16 protein-coding genes are annotated in these 16,650 nt (G+C 69.8%); 3 read left to right on the top strand and 13 right to left on the bottom strand.

Translation table 11 applies throughout. The features are described from left to right. The first annotated feature begins 122 nt into the window (after positions 1-122). Positions 123-521: a hypothetical protein gene (locus ABZX40_RS38085; RefSeq protein WP_308427914.1), complete on the top strand. Its 399-nt coding sequence runs from the start codon at positions 123-125 to the stop codon at positions 519-521. A 32-nt stretch (positions 522-553) separates the two neighbouring features. Here the strand turns inward: ABZX40_RS38085 and ABZX40_RS38080 are convergent, their stop codons facing one another. The 4 genes from ABZX40_RS38080 to ABZX40_RS38065 all read right to left on the bottom strand — a co-directional run bounded on the left by ABZX40_RS38080 (position 554) and on the right by ABZX40_RS38065 (position 5,431). After that, entirely contained in the window at positions 554-1,672 is a 1,119-nt protein-coding gene (locus tag ABZX40_RS38080) for a hypothetical protein (RefSeq protein ID WP_355749478.1), read from the bottom strand. An 11-nt stretch (positions 1,673-1,683) separates the two neighbouring features. Next, positions 1,684-2,427, bottom strand: a complete 744-nt coding sequence (locus ABZX40_RS38075) for an ATP-binding protein (protein ID WP_355749480.1) — start codon at positions 2,425-2,427, stop codon at positions 1,684-1,686. Beyond that, positions 2,424-4,112 carry a Mu transposase C-terminal domain-containing protein gene (locus ABZX40_RS38070; RefSeq protein ID WP_355749483.1) on the bottom strand — a complete coding sequence of 563 codons (1,689 nt, stop codon included), beginning with the start codon at positions 4,110-4,112 and terminating at the stop codon, positions 2,424-2,426. Before ABZX40_RS38070 ends, ABZX40_RS38075 begins: the two co-directional genes overlap by 4 nt. Before the next feature lie 92 nt (positions 4,113-4,204). Further along, complete coding sequence (locus ABZX40_RS38065; RefSeq protein ID WP_355749486.1) at positions 4,205-5,431, bottom strand: ATP-binding protein; 1,227 nt, start codon at positions 5,429-5,431, stop codon at positions 4,205-4,207. A 651-nt stretch (positions 5,432-6,082) separates the two neighbouring features. Between ABZX40_RS38065 and ABZX40_RS38060 the strand changes: the two genes are divergently transcribed. Next, positions 6,083-6,244, top strand: coding sequence for a hypothetical protein (locus ABZX40_RS38060; protein WP_355749489.1), 162 nt, complete (start codon positions 6,083-6,085; stop codon positions 6,242-6,244). 375 nt (positions 6,245-6,619) lie between these two features. Here ABZX40_RS38060 and ABZX40_RS38055 read toward each other — a convergent pair whose 3' ends face one another. The 3 genes from ABZX40_RS38055 to ABZX40_RS38045 all read right to left on the bottom strand — a co-directional run bounded on the left by ABZX40_RS38055 (position 6,620) and on the right by ABZX40_RS38045 (position 9,197). Further along, on the bottom strand, positions 6,620-7,543 hold the full coding sequence (locus ABZX40_RS38055) for a pentapeptide repeat-containing protein (RefSeq protein WP_355749491.1): 924 nt from the start codon (positions 7,541-7,543) through the stop codon (positions 6,620-6,622). An 877-nt stretch (positions 7,544-8,420) separates the two neighbouring features. Then, on the bottom strand, positions 8,421-8,606 hold the full coding sequence (locus ABZX40_RS38050) for a hypothetical protein (protein WP_355749494.1): 186 nt from the start codon (positions 8,604-8,606) through the stop codon (positions 8,421-8,423). Between the two features lie 354 nt (positions 8,607-8,960). Then, entirely contained in the window at positions 8,961-9,197 is a 237-nt protein-coding gene (locus ABZX40_RS38045; RefSeq protein ID WP_355749496.1) for a hypothetical protein, read from the bottom strand. A 283-nt stretch (positions 9,198-9,480) separates the two neighbouring features. Between ABZX40_RS38045 and ABZX40_RS38040 the strand changes: the two genes are divergently transcribed. Then, on the top strand, positions 9,481-10,170 hold the full coding sequence (locus ABZX40_RS38040; protein WP_355749499.1) for a hypothetical protein: 690 nt from the start codon (positions 9,481-9,483) through the stop codon (positions 10,168-10,170). A gap of 22 nt (positions 10,171-10,192) precedes the next feature. Here ABZX40_RS38040 and ABZX40_RS38035 read toward each other — a convergent pair whose 3' ends face one another. From ABZX40_RS38035 to ABZX40_RS38010, 6 genes are all read right to left on the bottom strand, one after another. Further along, on the bottom strand, positions 10,193-10,651 hold the full coding sequence (locus ABZX40_RS38035; RefSeq protein ID WP_355749502.1) for a hypothetical protein: 459 nt from the start codon (positions 10,649-10,651) through the stop codon (positions 10,193-10,195). 124 nt (positions 10,652-10,775) lie between these two features. After that, complete coding sequence (locus ABZX40_RS38030) at positions 10,776-11,684, bottom strand: DUF6551 family protein (RefSeq protein ID WP_355749505.1); 909 nt, start codon at positions 11,682-11,684, stop codon at positions 10,776-10,778. 247 nt (positions 11,685-11,931) lie between these two features. Further along, positions 11,932-12,447, bottom strand: coding sequence for a hypothetical protein (locus ABZX40_RS38025; protein WP_355749508.1), 516 nt, complete (start codon positions 12,445-12,447; stop codon positions 11,932-11,934). After that, positions 12,444-14,894 carry a tyrosine-type recombinase/integrase gene (locus ABZX40_RS38020; protein ID WP_355749511.1) on the bottom strand — a complete coding sequence of 817 codons (2,451 nt, stop codon included), beginning with the start codon at positions 14,892-14,894 and terminating at the stop codon, positions 12,444-12,446. The genes ABZX40_RS38025 and ABZX40_RS38020 overlap by 4 nt, the downstream gene beginning before the upstream one ends. 5 nt (positions 14,895-14,899) lie before the next feature. Beyond that, positions 14,900-16,039 (bottom strand): tyrosine-type recombinase/integrase, encoded by a 1,140-nt coding sequence (locus ABZX40_RS38015; RefSeq protein ID WP_355749514.1) that lies wholly within the window; start codon positions 16,037-16,039, stop codon positions 14,900-14,902. A 131-nt stretch (positions 16,040-16,170) separates the two neighbouring features. Further along, positions 16,171-16,602, bottom strand: coding sequence for a hypothetical protein (locus ABZX40_RS38010; RefSeq protein ID WP_355749517.1), 432 nt, complete (start codon positions 16,600-16,602; stop codon positions 16,171-16,173). Positions 16,603-16,650: the final 48 nt, after the last annotated feature.

Raw genomic sequence — 16,650 nt, 5'->3', positions numbered from 1 at the left:
AACCCGCTACGACAAGACCGCCGAGTCCTACCAGGCAGCCGTCACCCTCGCATCGCTCCTGATGTGGGCGTGACAATTGAAGACAACTCCTAGGGGTGTCGCAGCGCACTGTGCAGCGGTGGGTGACGAAGAAGCCCGGAGCGCGTCGTCTGCCGGGGCCGCTGCAGGCCCAGGCGATCGAGGAGGCTGTCCTGGCGCGGTGGCAGCCGCGAGTACGGGCTCGTCGGCGTGCCCAGGCCGAGGCGGAAGGCTTCGTCTTCCATACCAGGGCGCGGTTCGGGTTTGCTGCTGCGGCAGGTTCCTCGGACGATCCGCGGGTGCGGTGGATCACACAGGATCTGCCGGGAGAGGTGGCTCGGGAGCTGTTCGCCGCCCGGGATGCCGGCGCGGGCGAGCAGCAGCAGACGGTGATACTCGCCCGTGCGCTGGGACACGCCTACTTTCGCGAATGGGGCTGCCGGGCCCACGGCCTGCACGTGGCTTTCAGCGACATTGAGTTCGCCGACTTCTCGATCGGCTGAGCCTGGCCCATCGAGCGAGCACTGCAGGGTGGTCAGCGTTGCGACGGCTTGGCGCGCCTGGCCGGTATCGCTTCGTACTTCTCGGCTTCCTGCCGCTCGCGCCAGTCCCACTCCACCCGGCCGACCGGGCCTTTGCGGCGGCCTGTGGGCGGCTGGGGCGGGCGTAGTCTGGCCGTCTCCGCAACGCGCAGCAAGTGGGCACGGTCACCCGGCTCCTCTCCGGCGAGCAGCTCTTGGTCCTCGCCGGAGAGGAGCCGGGTGAAGCTGGTTGCGGCCCGCAGGAAGATGCTGGCCCAGGGTGGTACGGGGTAGGCGGCGCAGCCGTCTGTGTAGCGGGCGCGGTCGTGCAGGGCGAGCGTGGCCGCGGCGTCGTCGTAGTCGCGGGGGCGTGCGGTGGCGAGTTGCTGGAGGGAGGCGCCGGTGAACAGCGCGGTGGCAAGGGCTGCGGCCAGGCGAGGATGTGCGGTCGCCGTGTGCAGCCGGTGGGTGACTCGCTGGGCGGTGTACGCGGTGAGAGGCACGGGTGGTGGGCGGTGCCGCCAGGCGATCGGCGGTGGCGTGCACGGGGCGACGCAGGCGCGGGGGCTGTCGTAGGAGACGAGGCGGTCCAGTGCGGGCAGGGTGAGCCACCGGCTGGCCGGCCCGGTGGGCTCCTCTGCCGACGGGGGCTCGGCAATAGGAGTGCCGTAGTAGTGGCGGCGGGCTGCCTCGAAGTCGGCGGTGACGGAGTAGTCGGCCGTCCGCACGGCCTGGTGCAGAGCTGCGGGAAGGTGAGGGCGGTGGCAAACCAAGGTCAAGTGAATCCCGGTGCGGGCCTGTAGCTGCACAAGGCGCATCGCGCGGCGGGCCGTGAGGCGGTGGGCGCGCAGCACGGTCAGCCGGTTCACGGGCAGGGCGGTCATCCAGGCCGCGGCGGCTTCCCAGGCGGGCTGACGGCCGCCGGGAAAGCGGCCCGGGAGCAGGGGCGGTTTACCCAGGGCGACGAGAAGGTCGTGGGCGAGGCCAGTTTCGCTGGTGGTGCCCGGGCCGGGGTGCAGGGTGATCCGGCCGGACGGCGGATGATGGGCGGCCAGAGCGGTGTGCGTGTGCAGCACGTCGTCGTGGCGGTCGAGAACCACGGTGACGGGTGGCAGCGGCGGGGCAGGAGGCATGGACGGTGTGGTCAGGCGAGGCGGCTGAAGGCCCAGCGCAGCAGCTCCTGGTCGACGCGGGCGCGACCGGTGCGGGCCAGTGCGGTACGGGTGTGGGCGGTCAGCTGGGCCCAGGCGCGGAAGTTGCCGTGCGCGGCATGCTGGTCGGCGAAGGCGATGTCCTCGGGGGCGGCGCCGGCCCAGACCGGGTGGAACAGCGGGATCACCTCGAGGACCTCGTCGGGTGTGAGTCGGGTGAACTGCTGCCAGATGAAGACACGGGAGGACAGCATCGGTTCGCGGCGCAGCACGGTGTGGCAGCCCGCGCCACCGACGAAAATGATGGCGAGCTGGGTGGAGGGTTCGTCCCAGAGATAGCGGAAGTATTCGAACGCCTCCCCGTTGAGCCACTGGGCCTCATCCACGAGGAAGGTACGGGGGCGTTCGGCCAGGGCCGTCTTCAGCAGACGGTCGAACTCGCTGGGGTGGCGCGGTGGCTCGCCGGCCAGGTCGAGCGCAGTGAACAGTTCGTAGCGCACCGCACGGGCGGTGGGCCGGGCCCTGAAAGTGATCTTACGTACGTCCTCGCCGGGTTCGAGTTCGCGCAGGCAGGTGTTGACGGCGAGCGTCTTGCCGAAGCCGGCGCCGCCATGAATGCACATCATCGCGCGGGCAGCGACCGTGTCCATGATGTTCTCCCGGGCAGTGAGCAGGGCGCGGGTGGTGACCACAGACGCGTCCGGCAGGTCGACGTACTGGTAGGTGGCCGCGGTCACGAGGCGTCTCCGTCTTCATCGGTGGTGGGACGTGCGGCCCGCCCGTCGCGGCCGTCCGGGGCGGAAGCGCTGTCACGGCCGTCCGGGTACCGGATGGGCGGGCCTGGTGCGGTCAGCGCGGCCAGGGAAGCCGGGGTGCGCCAGTCGGCCGGGGGCGCAGCGTGCGGGATGAGATCTGGCATCGCGAGCTGCGCGAGGTCGGCGTCGGCAGTCCGGGCGAGTTCGGCCTCGGCCTGCGCACCGGTCAGCGCGCCGAGCCGCCGAGGTGCCTCGGGCTGGTTCACAGCGGCATAGCGCTCGCGCTGTGAGGCCTCCAGGTCCATCTTCAGGCGGCGTGCGCGAGCGGACCGCGCCCTTCGTACGGCGCTGATCTGTTCGTCGGTGGCCTGGTCGGCCAGGTCCGCAGGACCCAGGTAGCGGCCGGTGGCCGCGTGGTAGACCTCGATCCGGTGATCGTGGTGGGGCATGAAGCGCACTCGGATCTGGATCCCGGCCTGGCCGGTCATCCACGGCCCCACGTAGTCGCGTTTCCTGAAGCGGATACCGCGGGTGGTCAGCGTGCGGGTGCCGGCGTCCTCCAGGGTGAACGTCCACAGATCCGCGGCCGGCACGCCCCGCAGCGGAGCGGGATCGTCCTGCCACGCCTGAAGCGGAGTCCTGCCACGCAACGGCGCCGGGCGGTGCTCGGTGTTCCACCACAGCGTCCAATCCAGCAGCCGGGCGGTGAATTCCTCGAAGCCCAGCAGCACCTCGTCCTTCGGACGGGCAGCCCGCTTACCCGGACGAGGCTGGCGGGCGTAGCCGGGCAGCGAGGCCAGGAACATGCTCTCCACCGCCCGGTTCAGCCCCTCCACGGTGCCCTTGAGGTGGGGGGTGTAGGCGGGCAGGTCCTCCACCGTCACGTCCAACAGATCGAACGCGGCGGTCACCGTCCTCGACAGGAAGTCCTTGCCGCGGTCCACCCGTACCTTCTCGGGCACGCCGCCGAACGGGCCGTAGGGGTCCTCACGCAGGACCGCGGAGCGCAAGCCGGCAAGTACCGACTCCCGCGACGGATGCCCGGGTGTGACCGCCACACCGGTGATCGCGTTGGTGGAGCAGTCGGTGAACCAGGTGATCCACGGCCTGCGGGCCTTGCCCTCGACATCGACCAGCACCGGCACCTGGACGTGATCGGTCTCCCACACCTGGTTGCGCCAGCCCCGCGGCCGGGCCAGGAACACATCATGCTTGCGCGCCGCCCGCTCCCCTCCCGCGAGCCCGGCCCGCTCCCCCAGCGTCAGATCACGGCGGATCGCCCGGTGCAGCGTCGTCAGCGACGGTGCGTTGGCAGGCGGAGACTGCCTGGCAGCACGCAGGACCAGTTCGCGGTGGACCGCCCGCACGTTCCCCTTCCACAGTGCCAACAGTCCACGGACCTCGGGCGTAACGGTGAACCTCGCATCGACCCGGGAGCGTGCGCCGGGGTAGGCGGCTGCGGTCTCATCGCTCTGAGCGGTGGCCAGCCAGCGCCACACCGTGCGCTCCGACACCCCCAGCGCGTCCGCAGCCACCCGCACATGGCCTACTGTCAGCTTCTTGGCTGCCCGCAGTGCGAGCAGCCGCCGCACAGCCGGACCACGCAGCGCCGTCCTCGACACCGCAGGCAGTCCGCCGTCTGGGCGGATGGCGTCGCCGTCCTTCATGTCAGCTCCCCTCGGGCGGGTGGGACGTCATGTGCTTGCCGGTGGCCGGGAGCATGCGATCGCCCTCCCGTCTCTTGCAGGAGCGCTTTCGTTCACAGTGGCGGCGCGACCCGCTTAAACAGCCGCCTCAGCAAGGCCCGGTCGATGGATGCGTCAGCGGTGGTGAGCAGCGCGTTCTGCAGGTGCGCAGTCAAAGCGGCCCACGTGCGGAACGTGCCGTGCGCGCACGACCGGTCGATCCACGTCAGGTCCGGGGCCGGTACGGTGCGCCACAGCGGATGGAAGCCGGTCACCACGGTCGCCACTTCCGCTGCGTCCAGGCGTGGAACCTCCTGCCACGCGCCGATACGCGAGGCCAGCTGCGGCAGCCGGGACAGCGCCCGCTCGCTGCCCGCTCCGCACAGCACCAGCGTGATCCGGGTGCCGGGGTGGTCCCACAGGCTCTGCAGGTACTCCAGGCACGGCACGGGCAGGCGCTGCGCCTCGTCGACCACCAGCACCCGCGCCTCACTCAAGGCCCCCGTGACCGCGGTGTCGGCCAGCGCCGACGTGTGCGGAAAGCGGCCCGCCAGCGCCAGCGCGTCGAACACCGCACGCCTCATGCCGGCCACCGACGGGCGCACCGGTACCGGCACCCACGTCACCTTCCAGCCCGGAGGCACTTCGCCAAGCGCCATCCGCACGGCCGCGGTCTTGCCCCGGCCCGGGTCACCGAACACACACACCGCGCCCTGGGTCGCCATCGCCTGCCCGACCGCCTCGGCCACCGCCCGCACCGACGACGTCCGCACCAGCTGAGCGCCCGCCGGCAACGCCACACCCGCCAGCGCGCCACTCTCCCCCACCGGCAAGCCGCTGCTCGCCTCTGGTGCAAGACGCGGCAGCCGGCGCGCAGCCACTTTCGCCGCGCCTGCCTCACCCGGTCCGGCCAGGGCCAGGTCAGCCAGTGCCAGCCGCGTTTGCTGCTCATCCCGCTCCCGCCGCACCACCGCACGGTCCGGCAGGACCCTGCCGGCCTGAAGATCCCGGCGCACCACCCGGTGCAACGACGCCAGCGAGGGCACCTCGCCCCCGGCCGCCTTCAGATGCCGGTGCAGCGCCGCAACGTTCCCGCCCGCCTGCGCCAGCACCTCCCACATCTGGTCGGACACCTCCAGCCGGGCCCGCGGCCTTGGCTCCATGCGGCCCTCCGTCCGCGCAGCCTCCAACCAGCGCCACACCGTGCGCACATTCACCCCGCCAACCTGGGCGCCCGCACGCACGTGCGCCGTCGTCAACACCCCGACCGCATCCAGCTCCAGCAGCCGCGCCACCAGCACCGGCCTAGACACCCTCAACCCCGCCGCGACCTCACCCCACGCGCCCAGCTCCCCCACCCCACGCCCTTCCACCCGCGCAAGACCGTCACCGACCACCGTGCCGCTGCGCAGCCCCCGAAAGGATCAGAAGTGCCGTTCCCAAGACAGCGGAGTGGAGAGGGGTGTACCGCCCCATGACAGCCGCACCCACTGCAGAAACCGCCCCGCGACAGTGACCACGCCCTTCCTCAATGCCCGACCAGCGAAAACACCCGTACCTGACATGCCATCACTGACACCCGCTCACTGACACCAACCCGGCACATCGCACCGTCGCGGACATCGAACTCCGGCCCGCCCCGCCCCGGTCCGCTACACAGACCGAGCCGCCCGCACCAGCCGGACGCCGCTCCGACCGGGACCACCACGAAGAATGCAACAGAGAACTGTACGAAGGCGGCACCTGCACCTGCGACCTCATCGAACAGTACGGACCACCCTCCGAACGCGACGACCACTGGGACAACTACTGACCGCCCCCTCACCGAAGGCACGAGAGATCCCCACGTCTTTCCTGAGGCGTGGGGATCTCTCGTGCCTTCGGGCGCGGCAGGCGCAGTCGTACGGACCATGTCGGTTTCCAGCACGCTCCCGAGCAGGCCGCTCGGAAACGTGCCGTTCAAGCGGAACAACAAGTTGACCGGCACGGACGAAGTCACCACCGCAACCGGTATCTCCGTGCCCGGCGATCCGATCGAGCAACTGCTGTTCACCGAGGACTGGCTCACCAGGGTGCGGGCTGTCGCGCACTGCACCATCAGCGATCGGGCCTAGAACGCGTCCAAGTCCGCCTACGCTCTGTCCGGCGGCAGGGAATCCCACGAAGACGCGCACTCCGTCACCATCTCTAGCACTGCACGACGACCAGCATCATCGGCTTCGCCCTCTAACACCTGCGGCTCCTGCTGCCTGATCTCACCAGCCCGGATCGACGCGACCGTGGCCGCCTTGGACCTCCGGTTGTCCAAAAACCTCATCGGAGCCAACGGCACCGATCCCCGCGACGTCTGCGGCCCAGGTCCCAAGTACCTCACACCGGCGCTCAAGGTAGCGGGGCAGTCCTCTCTGCGGGACAGCAGCATTTGTACGAAACCGAGGACAGCCCAGGGTCATGACAGCATTCGTGTGGCCTTCAGGCTGGCACACAGGTCATGGAAATTGCGCTTCGACCTCGGCGATCCGCGCCTTTACGTCGGGGTCTGCCGCGAGGTGGGGAGGAAGGCGGGTGGAGGAATCGATCACCGCAGTGAGGAGCTGGGCCTCGGTAACGTCGGTGTCCCTCAGATCCGTTCCCCTCAGGGCCGTCTCGTTCAGGTCCGCGTCGATCAGAGAGGCTTCCCTCAGGTCCGCATTGAGCAGGCTGGCTCCGCTCAGGTTTCCCCCTTGCATCATGGCGCCTGTCAGGTCCGCGTCGGACAGGGCAGCGTAGTAGAAATTGGTGTCAATCAGGATTGAGCCGCTCAGGTCGGCTTCGCTCAGGTTGACGAGGGTCAGGTCTGCGGATGAGAGAGTGGCTCCGGCCAGGTGTGCCTTGGCCATGGTCGCGCCGTACAGCACAGCACCCACCAGGTCCGCGTTGTCGAGCTGGGCTCCGGTATGCAACTCGGCCCCGGCCAGATAGGCGGACGTCAGGCTCAGGTAGGGCCCTTCGTCGTGGGCCGGGTCCCGGGTGGTGAGAACGTCAAACGCGGCCACGGCATCCGGCAGTCCCACCGGAACAGGATCGTGCTCGATGCCGTCTTCCGGCGGCCCGACGGTGCCCGTGCTCGTCTCGGGTTCCTCGGCGGCATGGACACGGATGAAAGCGGCCAGCACGTTGGCGATAGAGGGTTGATCGCGGGGGGAGTCCTGCATGATCCGCTGAAGGGCATAGATGCCGCCGAGGCGCACATCCATCTTGTCCTCACCGAGATTCCCAACCGCCGCAGTGTACCGGTCGGTGATCTGCCCCTCCTTGGCCAGCTCCCGGTCCTCCCGCGCCTGGGCATTGGCCTGCTGAGCCTGCTCGTTCGCCTGCTGTGTCTGGACGTTGGAGTACCAGAGGCCAGCAACCGCCACGAGAGAGGCGATCACGACAGTGAGCAGCTCGATCCGGCGCGCCCAGTCCAACCCGCCCCGACGGCCCGGAACGGCCTCCGGTGGCCAGGCGGAACCCGGCCCCGGACCACGCTCGGTCCGAGCGGCAAGGCGGGTGGTACGGCGTAACCGCGGACGGCGGACAGGCGCAGGAGACATACCTCAATCGAACCCGAACACCGCCTGCACCGCAGCCAATTCACACCGCCACCCCCGGAAGCCCACCGTCGCCCGCGAGACCCCGAGGGCGGTACCGCCAGGGTCCCGGCACTCCGCACAAGCCGGACAGCACCACCACCAGGGCCACGCCCTGCCCCGCCCGGTCCGGGACAGAGGATCTCTTCCCCAGCTGCGACGGCACTCGATACGGTCTACAGGTCCGAGCGGGGAGTAGGCCTTGGCGAACATCTACACGTGCTGGAAGTGCGGCGCCCTGTACGACGCAGGAGTGTCCTTCGCGAAACGTCACACGTGCAGGAAGCAGTGGACGGTCGTTGACCAACAGGCTGCCAACGAGTGGCGGAAGAGCATTGGATGGCGGGAAGGATCGGGATTCGGTGGGGCGCGCCGTCTGACGCGAGACAAGCAGCGAGACATGCGGATCGCCGTAACCTGGGCGGTGCTGAGGGCCGTCTTGTCGATGCTGTCCGGTGTCCGCGGGCGCCGCCGTACTGCCTGGGTGAAGGCAGCACGACAGGCACGGACGGGTGGGTTCGGCTCGGGTGGTGGCGGCAGCGCCGGAGACTGAGCATCGGGTACAAAGACCAGACGACGACTGGGACAACTACTGACCACCCGCCCACTGACGGCATGAGACCCCGGGCCCGACAGGGCCCGGGGTCTCATGCGTCACGGTGCCGGTGGGCCCCTGCCCCTACCGGCGGCGCGGGAGGGTGACCCGGACCTCCGCCAGGACTGTGCCGGTCGCCGGGTCGCGGTGCACCGGGACGTACAGGCCCCAGTCGGCGTCACCGGCCGTGAGCCAGTCCCCGGCCCACGGGGCGTCAGTGGTCTCCAGCTCGCGCCCGGCGAGCGAACCGCCAGCGAGTCGAACGATCACAGCAGTGCCTCCTCCGGTGGGAGTTTCCCGCCTCACCCCTTGGCGGGGCCCGCCGCTCGGAGGACAGCACCGCAGCGCCGACCACTTCCCTCCCGACGGCCGGTCAGCGCGTCGGCCGGGTCCGCCGCGCCGACCGGCTGAGCGCGCCCCGATCCCCGGCCGCTGCCGTCCCGCCCGCCCCGCCCTTTCCTCCTTCACTCCAGCCGAGGGACATGGGCAGAGCAGCCGCAACGGGGATGTCAGCAGGCCGACCACGGCAAAGCAGTGCGGTGACCTGCGCGGACACCGAGACGGTTCTGTGGACCGCGCAACCCCCAGCGCAACCTCGTGCTCCTGGCCGACCGGGGCGACCGGTCACACGGCCCGGACGGCTCCGTGGGCGCGGGCGAGGTGGCGCAGCTCGGACCGTGCCACCGGCGCCGAGGGGACGGTCTCCCAGTAGGGGTGCCACCACAGCCGCACGGACAGGAGCAGCAGACGGCGGCGCAGGGCGGTGGTGTCGCGGGGGCGAGGCGCGGCGAGCGCCGTGTAGGTGGCGATCCAGGCGGCTTGCGTCTGCACCAGGTCGTCGGGGAAGTCCTTCGCGTCCATCCCTGCATTAGATCGCGTGTTCGAATTACGTGTCACTTCGGACGCCCACAGGCCCGGCGCGGTCGGGTCTGTGGTCGGCCTCATGGTCGGGCCCGTGGTCGCCCCGACCGCGGCCGCCCGGTCGGCGCGGAGCGGCACCCGGGCGGGTGATTCTCCTTCGCGTACGCGGGCGCGGTCCTGGCGGCGTGCGTCCAACTTGCCTATTTTAAAAGGGTATTGACAGTTTTCGTGTAATATGTCATGTTTTGTTGCATCTTCTGGTGAACGAGCGAGAGGTGTTCTCATGCGACGAACCGAGTACGACGCGGGTCAGGCCGCCAAGCGCCTGAAGGTGCCCGCAACCACGTTCCGGTGGGCTCTCCACACCGGACTCGTCCCCGCGCCGGACGTGTCCTCCCGGCAGTGGTCCCGGGCCGCCGTCGAGGCGCTGGACGCCGACGCGATCCGGGCCGCGATGCCCGCTCCGCCGATCAGCGGCGGCAGGGCGGCCGACCGGATCGCCGCCGCGCTCGGCACCCCGAACACGTTCGGTGAGCAGGCGCGGGTGACGGCGTTCGTGGTACGCCGGTTCGTCGGCCGCGGCCTCTTAACCGACCTGAGCGCCAACCCCGACGGGACGCTCCACCACCCCGGCCAGGTAGCGGAGGTCTGCCGCCGGGAGGACCTGGCGGACCTGGTCGCCGCCGACACCCCGCTCGGCCCCGAGCAGGCCGCAGCGAGGCTCCGGGTGCGCCGGGCCGACTTCGACCACATGGTCCGCCTCGGCTGGGTCCGCTCCCCGCAGTCGATCGAGGTCCGGTTCGGCACCAGCCGGGCCGGAGCCGTCGACGTCGCCCTCTACACCACCGCCTCCGTCGACGCCGTCGTCCCCGCCCACCCCGAAGTCGACTGGGACCGGCTGCGCACAGTGGAGAAGGGCCGGCGCTCACCGCTCGCGGCGCTGCGCCCGGCACCCGCGCCCACACCCGCCTGAACCTTCAGGCACCCGTACAGCGCTACTCCGGTACTCCCCCGCCCGCCGCGCCCCAGCCGTCCAGAAAGGCGGCCAGGGCGCGGCGCTGCTCTTCCTCAAGGGCGATCTGCCGGGCCAGGACGTCACGGTCGACGTACGGGTCGACGGCGGCGAGGACCAGACGCCGGAGTTCGGCCGGCTCCAGCGCCTCCACCTCCCACTGCACCGGGCGGCCGGGATCGAAGCCGTAACGGCGGGCGAAGCCGGGCCATCGCGGGTCGCCGCTCTTGCCTCCGGTCGCGGGCAGTTCGTACTGCTGGACCTGGTCGTAGGTGAGCAGCACCCGCTCCGTCCGGCTCCAGCAGCCCGTCCGCGCCACCCAGTCCCGCTCGATGTCCTCGCCCGAACAGTCGAAGTCGCCGATGTTTCTCCGGGGCGCCGCGAGTGTGCGGACGGAGTTTCCGCAGCTCAGGAGCGGTCGGGAGCACTGTAGCCGATGCAACAGTTGTGGTGCACGAGCTCGCGCAGGCCCCATCATGCTGAGGCCGCAGTGGCCCGGTAGGGTCCGGACACACAGTGTCCCTCCACCCCGTCGCTAGCGGGGTGGAGGGACACTGTTCGAGGCGTTACGCGCTGGCGCCGCGGCCGGGTGCAATCACCAATTGGGTGGGGTCCGAGGTGCCAATGTTGTAGGACGTCACGATGTTCTCGGCCAGCGGCTGGGAACGGGACTGGGAGCCGCCGCCGGAGTGCGTGGAGCGGATGGCGTCGGTCTTCCACTGGCGCACGGTGCGCTTGCGGAGCACGACGGCCAGGCGGTCCAGGTCGATTTTCGGGGCCGCCTCCTCCTTCTTCCAGTTGGTGTAGATGACCATCCCCACCGCGCGGATCATCATGTTGTCCCAGGATGTGCCGTCCCGGCCCCATGCTTCGGCCAGGGTGGTGAGCACCTTGGGGAGCAGGTCCACGCGCTTCTCGCCGATAGTCAGAATGGCCTGGACGGCGCCCACCTGGTTGGGGGATGTGCTGCCGGTAACGGTCAGGCCGCAGGACTCCACCTCGGCGTTGACCCTGGTCACCAGGGGCTCCCCTGCGGTCAACGCCACGCGGTAGTTGTCGACGGGCTTGACCGCCTTGCGGTCACGGTTTGCGGCGAGGAAGAGCGCGGCCTCCTCGGCCGGGGTCAGCTCCTCGTAGACCATGCAGTGCCGTTCGAAGTCGGGGCCGTGCTTCTCCTCCGCCACGTGGGTGGAGTGCTGGCCGTCCAGGAGGTAGTACCGGCCGTCCGGCCGCTTCGAGACGATCGCGGGGAGAAGGAGGCGGGGGTTCCATTTCTTCCCCAACTTGTTCGCCCACGAGCGCTGGAACATGCGCTGGGCGTCCAGGCTGGGGTCTACCTCCAGGAGACCCACTCGGACCTTCTCGTAGTGGACGGGCCGGGGGTCGGCCGGCACCGGCTCATACTCCGGCTCCGCGGCTTTGCGGCGCTGCTTGACCACGACCTTCCGCGCCGTAGCGGTCTTCGTTGGTGCCACGGGAGCAACTCCCTTCATCGGCTGAGGTTTGACGGACACTCAACTGTAGAAGTTTCTCGCATGTCAAATTCTTTCGCATCGGCCGATTTCTCGCATCCCTGATCTTCTCGCATCACCGCTGGTGTGAGTCGTGGGAGCCTCATGCCGTGAACGCCCGAGGCGGGGCCATCGTCACGGCCTCGGGCGCCCACGTGTTCAGCTGATCACGATCTGTTTGATCAATCTGTGTGGCGGTTGAGCTGGGCCATCAGCTCGCGGTTCGGGCGCGGGCGGCGGCAAGGTCGTCGTCACGTTCCTGAAGTTTCAGCTCCAGGTCGATGACCTGCTGTTCGAGGGTCGTGATCCGGGCCTTGAACTGCTCGGTGTCCTCGGGGCCGCCGATACCGGACTCGCGCCAGACCTGCTCGCCCAGGACCTGGCTGAGGCGGGCTTCGAGGCGGCGGGCGTGGGCGGCGAGCCGGGCGGTGCGGGCGTCGGCGGCCAGCAGATCGGCTTGCAGAGAGGCCCTGCTGACGGCTGGGCCGCGGCCTCCGAGGGTGGTGGGCGGCTCGGCGGCCTGGGCGTGGATTTGGCCGAGCAGATCGCGGTGGCGGTAGAGGAAGGTGCGGTCGACGCCGGCGCGGCGGGCGATCGCTGCGACGCTGAGGTCCGATCCGTCCTTCGCAGCCTGGGCCAGGGCGGTGAGCACGCGCTGGCGGCGTCGTCCGGTGTCGGCCCGGCGTCCCTCGATCATCGCCTGGACGGTGGAGTCGGGTGCGGTCATGCGGGTCGCTCCGGTCGCAGGTCGGGCAGGGGCTGGCGGACGCGGGGCATGCCGAGGAAGTTCTGCCGCATCTGGCGGACGACCTGGGCGGCCCGCTGGATCTCGGCGCGTTCGGCTTCGGTGAGCGTCGCGACGTCCTCGGTGACGCGCTGGATCAGACGTCGGATGCGGGTGATCTCCGCGTCCGACGGCATGGCCTCGGCGCGGGCCCAGTCGTCCGCCTCAGCCATCGACCTCAGTTTCTCCCGCTGCCGCAGGAGGTCGTCGAGGTAGGTGCGCAGGTCGGGGAGGTAGGAGACGTCGGTGGAGAAGTGGTCGCAGCCCACGCAGCGGAAGCGGAGCGGGCAGGCTCCGCCGCCGGCGGCCACGTTGGTGGGCTCGGAGCAGGTGCCGAAGGGGACGACGACCGCGCCGATGGCGCGGCGGGTGCGTTCGGCGTCCAGCACGGTGGTGACGGCTCCCCAGATGCGGGTGCCGTGGCGGTCGAACTGCAACTGGGTGACGCGCTCGACCGCCTCGCGCAGGCGCACTTCCTTGACGCGGTAGTAGGAGCGGGTGGATTCGAGGCTGTCGTGGTCCATGAGCTCGGCCAGGACGTCGACGGGTATACCGGCGTCCGCGTGGCGCTGGGCGAAGGAATGCCGGTAGGTGTAGGGGAAGACCTTCTCCTTGTCGAAGACGGTGCCGTCGTCGAGGACGAAGTCGGGCAGCTTCTCCACCCATTCGCGGTGCATGGCGTTGAGGTGGTTGGAGTCGACCGACCGGTCCCCGCGGAGGTTCAGATTCTGTGCGGGCAGCAGGACCAGTGACGGCGGCGGCCGGTCGGGGAAGCGTTCTCGTACGCGTTTCTGCTGTTCGGTGATCAGTTTCGCGGTCGGCTCGTGGATGGGTAGCTGGCGACCGACCCGCTGTTCCTTCCAGTTGTTGTAGAGCAGCACGGGCTTGCCCTGGCTGTCGCGGGTGAGGCAGTTGAGTTCCAGGCGGCAGATCTCTTCGGGCCGACGGCCCGTGTCCATCAGCAGCTCGACGCTCAGACGTATCTCCAAGCAGGTCATCGCCTCGAACGAGTCGAGGTGGGCGCAGAGCTGGCGCATCACCTCGGGCGGCAGGTCCTGCCCCTCTTCCGAGGGCTCCGGCGCCTTGGGGACGTCGAGGCGGGTGATGACGAAGTCGTCCGGAAGGCCCGCCATCGGTCCTTCGGGACGCGTCAGCCCCATGACCCGGCACTGCTTGAGGACGTTGCGAGCCATGCGGACGTAGGTGATGCGGGTGTTCGTGGTGTACCGGCCGTTGGCGTCGAGGAAGGCCATCCGGTTGAGGAAGTTCTCGATGTCGGCGCGGGACAGCTCGGTCTTGTCCATGCCGCGGTCGGGGCGGGCTCGCAGAGTGTCGGAGACCTTGGCCAGGCCGTGGAGGTGCTGCTGTGCGTGTGACGCGGTGCTCTTGGAGCGGACCTTGGAGAGGTAGTCGCGGGCCCAGCGTTTGGCGCTCTCCCGAAGCCAGGGCTGGTGGATCACGGTGAAGACAAGGGTGCCGCGGTGGCCGAAGGCCACCAGGTCCCACTCGTCCTTGGCGTACTCGCCCTCGGGAGTCTTCACGGCCCGGATCGCGTAGATGCGGGTCCGGTTCAGCAGGATCAGGGCGTTGCTGTTCGCGACGGGGTCGGGGACGTCCTCCAGGCGGCGGGCGAGCGAGGGCCGGACCGTCTTGTCGATCAGCGCGCGGAAGTTGCCGGCCTCGGTGCGGGCGCCACGGTGACAGCGGTGCTGGAGTCCGAACAGCAGCTGGGCAACGACAAGCTCGGGAAGGCCCCGGAAGCTGATCTCGATGCCGAAGCCGCCCGACGGCTCGGTGCGCAGCCACTCCTCCTCGTCGAACCCTGGTTCCCGGCGCAGTGCGGGGAGCAGTTTGCCGTGCGGGTAACACAGTCGCGTGCCGCTCTTGTTGACGGCCTGGCGGTTGCAGGCCAGCACCGAGCAGTCCCCCAGGCCGGGCAGGCCCCTGACGGACAGGTCGGCGAGGAACTCCTTCAGAGTGCCGCCGTGCTTGATCATCTGCCAGCGGTGGGCTCGGCATACCGGCTCGTTGCCCGAGTTGATCCAGGGGCGTTCGCAGCCGGAGACCCGGCAGTTCTCGGTGCCCAGGTGGAGATGGCGCGAGATACGGGGAACCGGGACGAACTCGTCCAAGGGCATGCCGGACGTCCGGTGCCGGGTGTAACAGGTACTGCACAGCTTCTTCCCGCGCACCGGGGACTCGCAGTCGGGCACCGGACAGCGCCTGCCGCCCATGGTGGGATGACCGACCGGCGTCATCACGCGGCGCTCGGAGTTCCAGCCCGCCTCGGTCAGGAAGTCCTCGCTGATCATGGACCACAGGAAGGCGGTCACCTCAGCGTCGGAGGCGTCTGTTCCCGGGGCCGGAGCGGTGACCACGGGCGTGAGCATGCGACTCATCGGGCACCCCCGGTGAACTCACGGGGCGAGGGCACCGCGTCCACCGCGTCCCGGAGGCGATCCGGAGCCGGTGTCAGGTACGGCTCCGCGCTGGACAGCCGGGAGTGGTCCAGCAGCGCGGCGATCTCGTCCTGGCCGCCGCCCGCGTCCGCGAGGTTGCTGCCGGCCGCCCGGCGCAGCATCCGCGGCGTGACGTTCCGGCTCAGCCCGGCGCGCTTCGACAGCCGCCCGAACAACTCGGTGATCGAGTCCGCGGTCATCGGGGCGCCGAGCGGCTCGGCGAACAGGTTCACCAGCACGAAGTCGCCGCCTGGGCCGTGCGGCAGCGCCATCCGCTCCATCACGTACTGGTCGTAGGCGAGGACCACCAGGCGGTCGACGGGCTTCCAACGGCCCGGCGCGGCGGTCGGCTGCCGCTTGGCCCAGGCCCCATTGACGTTGTCCCGCCTCAGTGTGTGCAGGTGAGAGCCCCGTTTCGGGCAGCCCAGCGGCGTCGAGTCCGGCATGAAGTGCATGTCCTCCCGACGCAGGCCGGCGGCGCCTCCCGGCCGCAGTCCGGCCCGGCCGAGCAGCAGCACGACGAACCGGTCCCGGGCAGTGCGGCAGGCCAGGAACAACTCCACGATCTCCCGGTCAGTGGCCCGCTCACCCTTCTTCCGCGGGACCTGCACCCGGTGCCGCGGCCTCATCCGGTAGCCGGTCAGCTCCTCCCCGCGAGCCTCTTCGGGCAGGTCCCACGACTCCGCCACCTCATAGAGCTGAGCCATCACGGACGAGGGCACCGTCTTCGCCGTGATGCCGTGCAGCAGGAACTGCCGTACCCCCGTGAGCACGTTCCGGACCCGGGCCGGCTCGCGCACGGCCTCAGCCCCCGGCCCCGGATACACCAGCCCGTTGCCCACCGGCCGCTCGATGCCCGTGACCGTCTTCGAGCCGAACTTCAGCCAGACGATGAACAGCCCCAGTTCTTCGGCTGCCACCCGCCAGTCACGGCCTGTCCGTATGCACCACCGCAGGTACAGCGCGACGTGCCCGGCATACGTACGGGTCGTCAACTCGGCCTGGTCTCTGCCGAACCGCACGTACCGCAGGAACGCGTCTGCTTCCGGGACCACGGCCAGGCCGTCATCCACCACGGTCCAGTAGCGGACACCGGATGGGAGTTGAACAGGAAAGGCCCGCAAGGGTCTCCTCCGATCTCATGTGCAATGTGTCGCAACAATCGCGACAGCCCCAGAGATGCTAGAGAAATCCCCAGGTCACACCACTAGTGCGACGTCACACCACACTCAGAGAAGCCTGGGAGAACCACGACCAGGAGCACGGCGTCCCGCGGGTCGGCGGTGACGCGGTCGTGGACGACGCCGGCGTACGACTGCGAGCCGAAACCGCGGACCACCAGGACCGGGATGCCCGCGTACGCGAGCCAGCCGGTCAGCTGCCGGCGCAGGGTGTCCTTCTCCGCCGCGACGTACAGCGCGTGCTCCTGGCCCTCAGTGCGGTCCAGCCGGAACCAACCGGGCATCTCCGCAACGAACGCGTCCGCGCCCGGCCAGGCGGGCGGGACATGGATCTCCCGGACCGTGTCGATCAGGTCGGGGAACCTGCCCTCCCGACGTGCCCTGGCCAGCTGTGCGGACAGCCGCCGGTACATCGGAGCGGTGTGCGGCAGCGCGCGCTCGGAGACCAAGCGGTACATGACGTGTTCTCCACCGTTCCGGTGTCTCATGAGACACCAGTTGTGGCC

The organism is Streptomyces sp. NPDC004610 (assembly GCF_040609715.1).
Lineage (GTDB): Bacteria > Actinomycetota > Actinomycetes > Streptomycetales > Streptomycetaceae > Streptomyces.
Note: the sequence above shows the minus strand (reverse complement) of the source record. Positions and strands in the feature narration are given on the sequence as shown.

Coding starts and splice junctions, on each gene's coding strand:
- ABZX40_RS38080 (WP_355749478.1), bottom strand. CDS start 1,672: ATGCCTCCTGCCCCGCCGCTGCCACCCGTCACCGTGGTTCTCGACCGC.
- ABZX40_RS38040 (WP_355749499.1), top strand. CDS start 9,481: ATGCGACGAACCGAGTACGACGCGGGTCAGGCCGCCAAGCGCCTGAAG.
- ABZX40_RS38045 (WP_355749496.1), bottom strand. CDS start 9,197: ATGGACGCGAAGGACTTCCCCGACGACCTGGTGCAGACGCAAGCCGCC.
- ABZX40_RS38010 (WP_355749517.1), bottom strand. CDS start 16,602: ATGTACCGCTTGGTCTCCGAGCGCGCGCTGCCGCACACCGCTCCGATG.
- ABZX40_RS38025 (WP_355749508.1), bottom strand. CDS start 12,447: ATGACCGCACCCGACTCCACCGTCCAGGCGATGATCGAGGGACGCCGG.
- ABZX40_RS38020 (WP_355749511.1), bottom strand. CDS start 14,894: ATGCTCACGCCCGTGGTCACCGCTCCGGCCCCGGGAACAGACGCCTCC.
- ABZX40_RS38070 (WP_355749483.1), bottom strand. CDS start 4,112: ATGAAGGACGGCGACGCCATCCGCCCAGACGGCGGACTGCCTGCGGTG.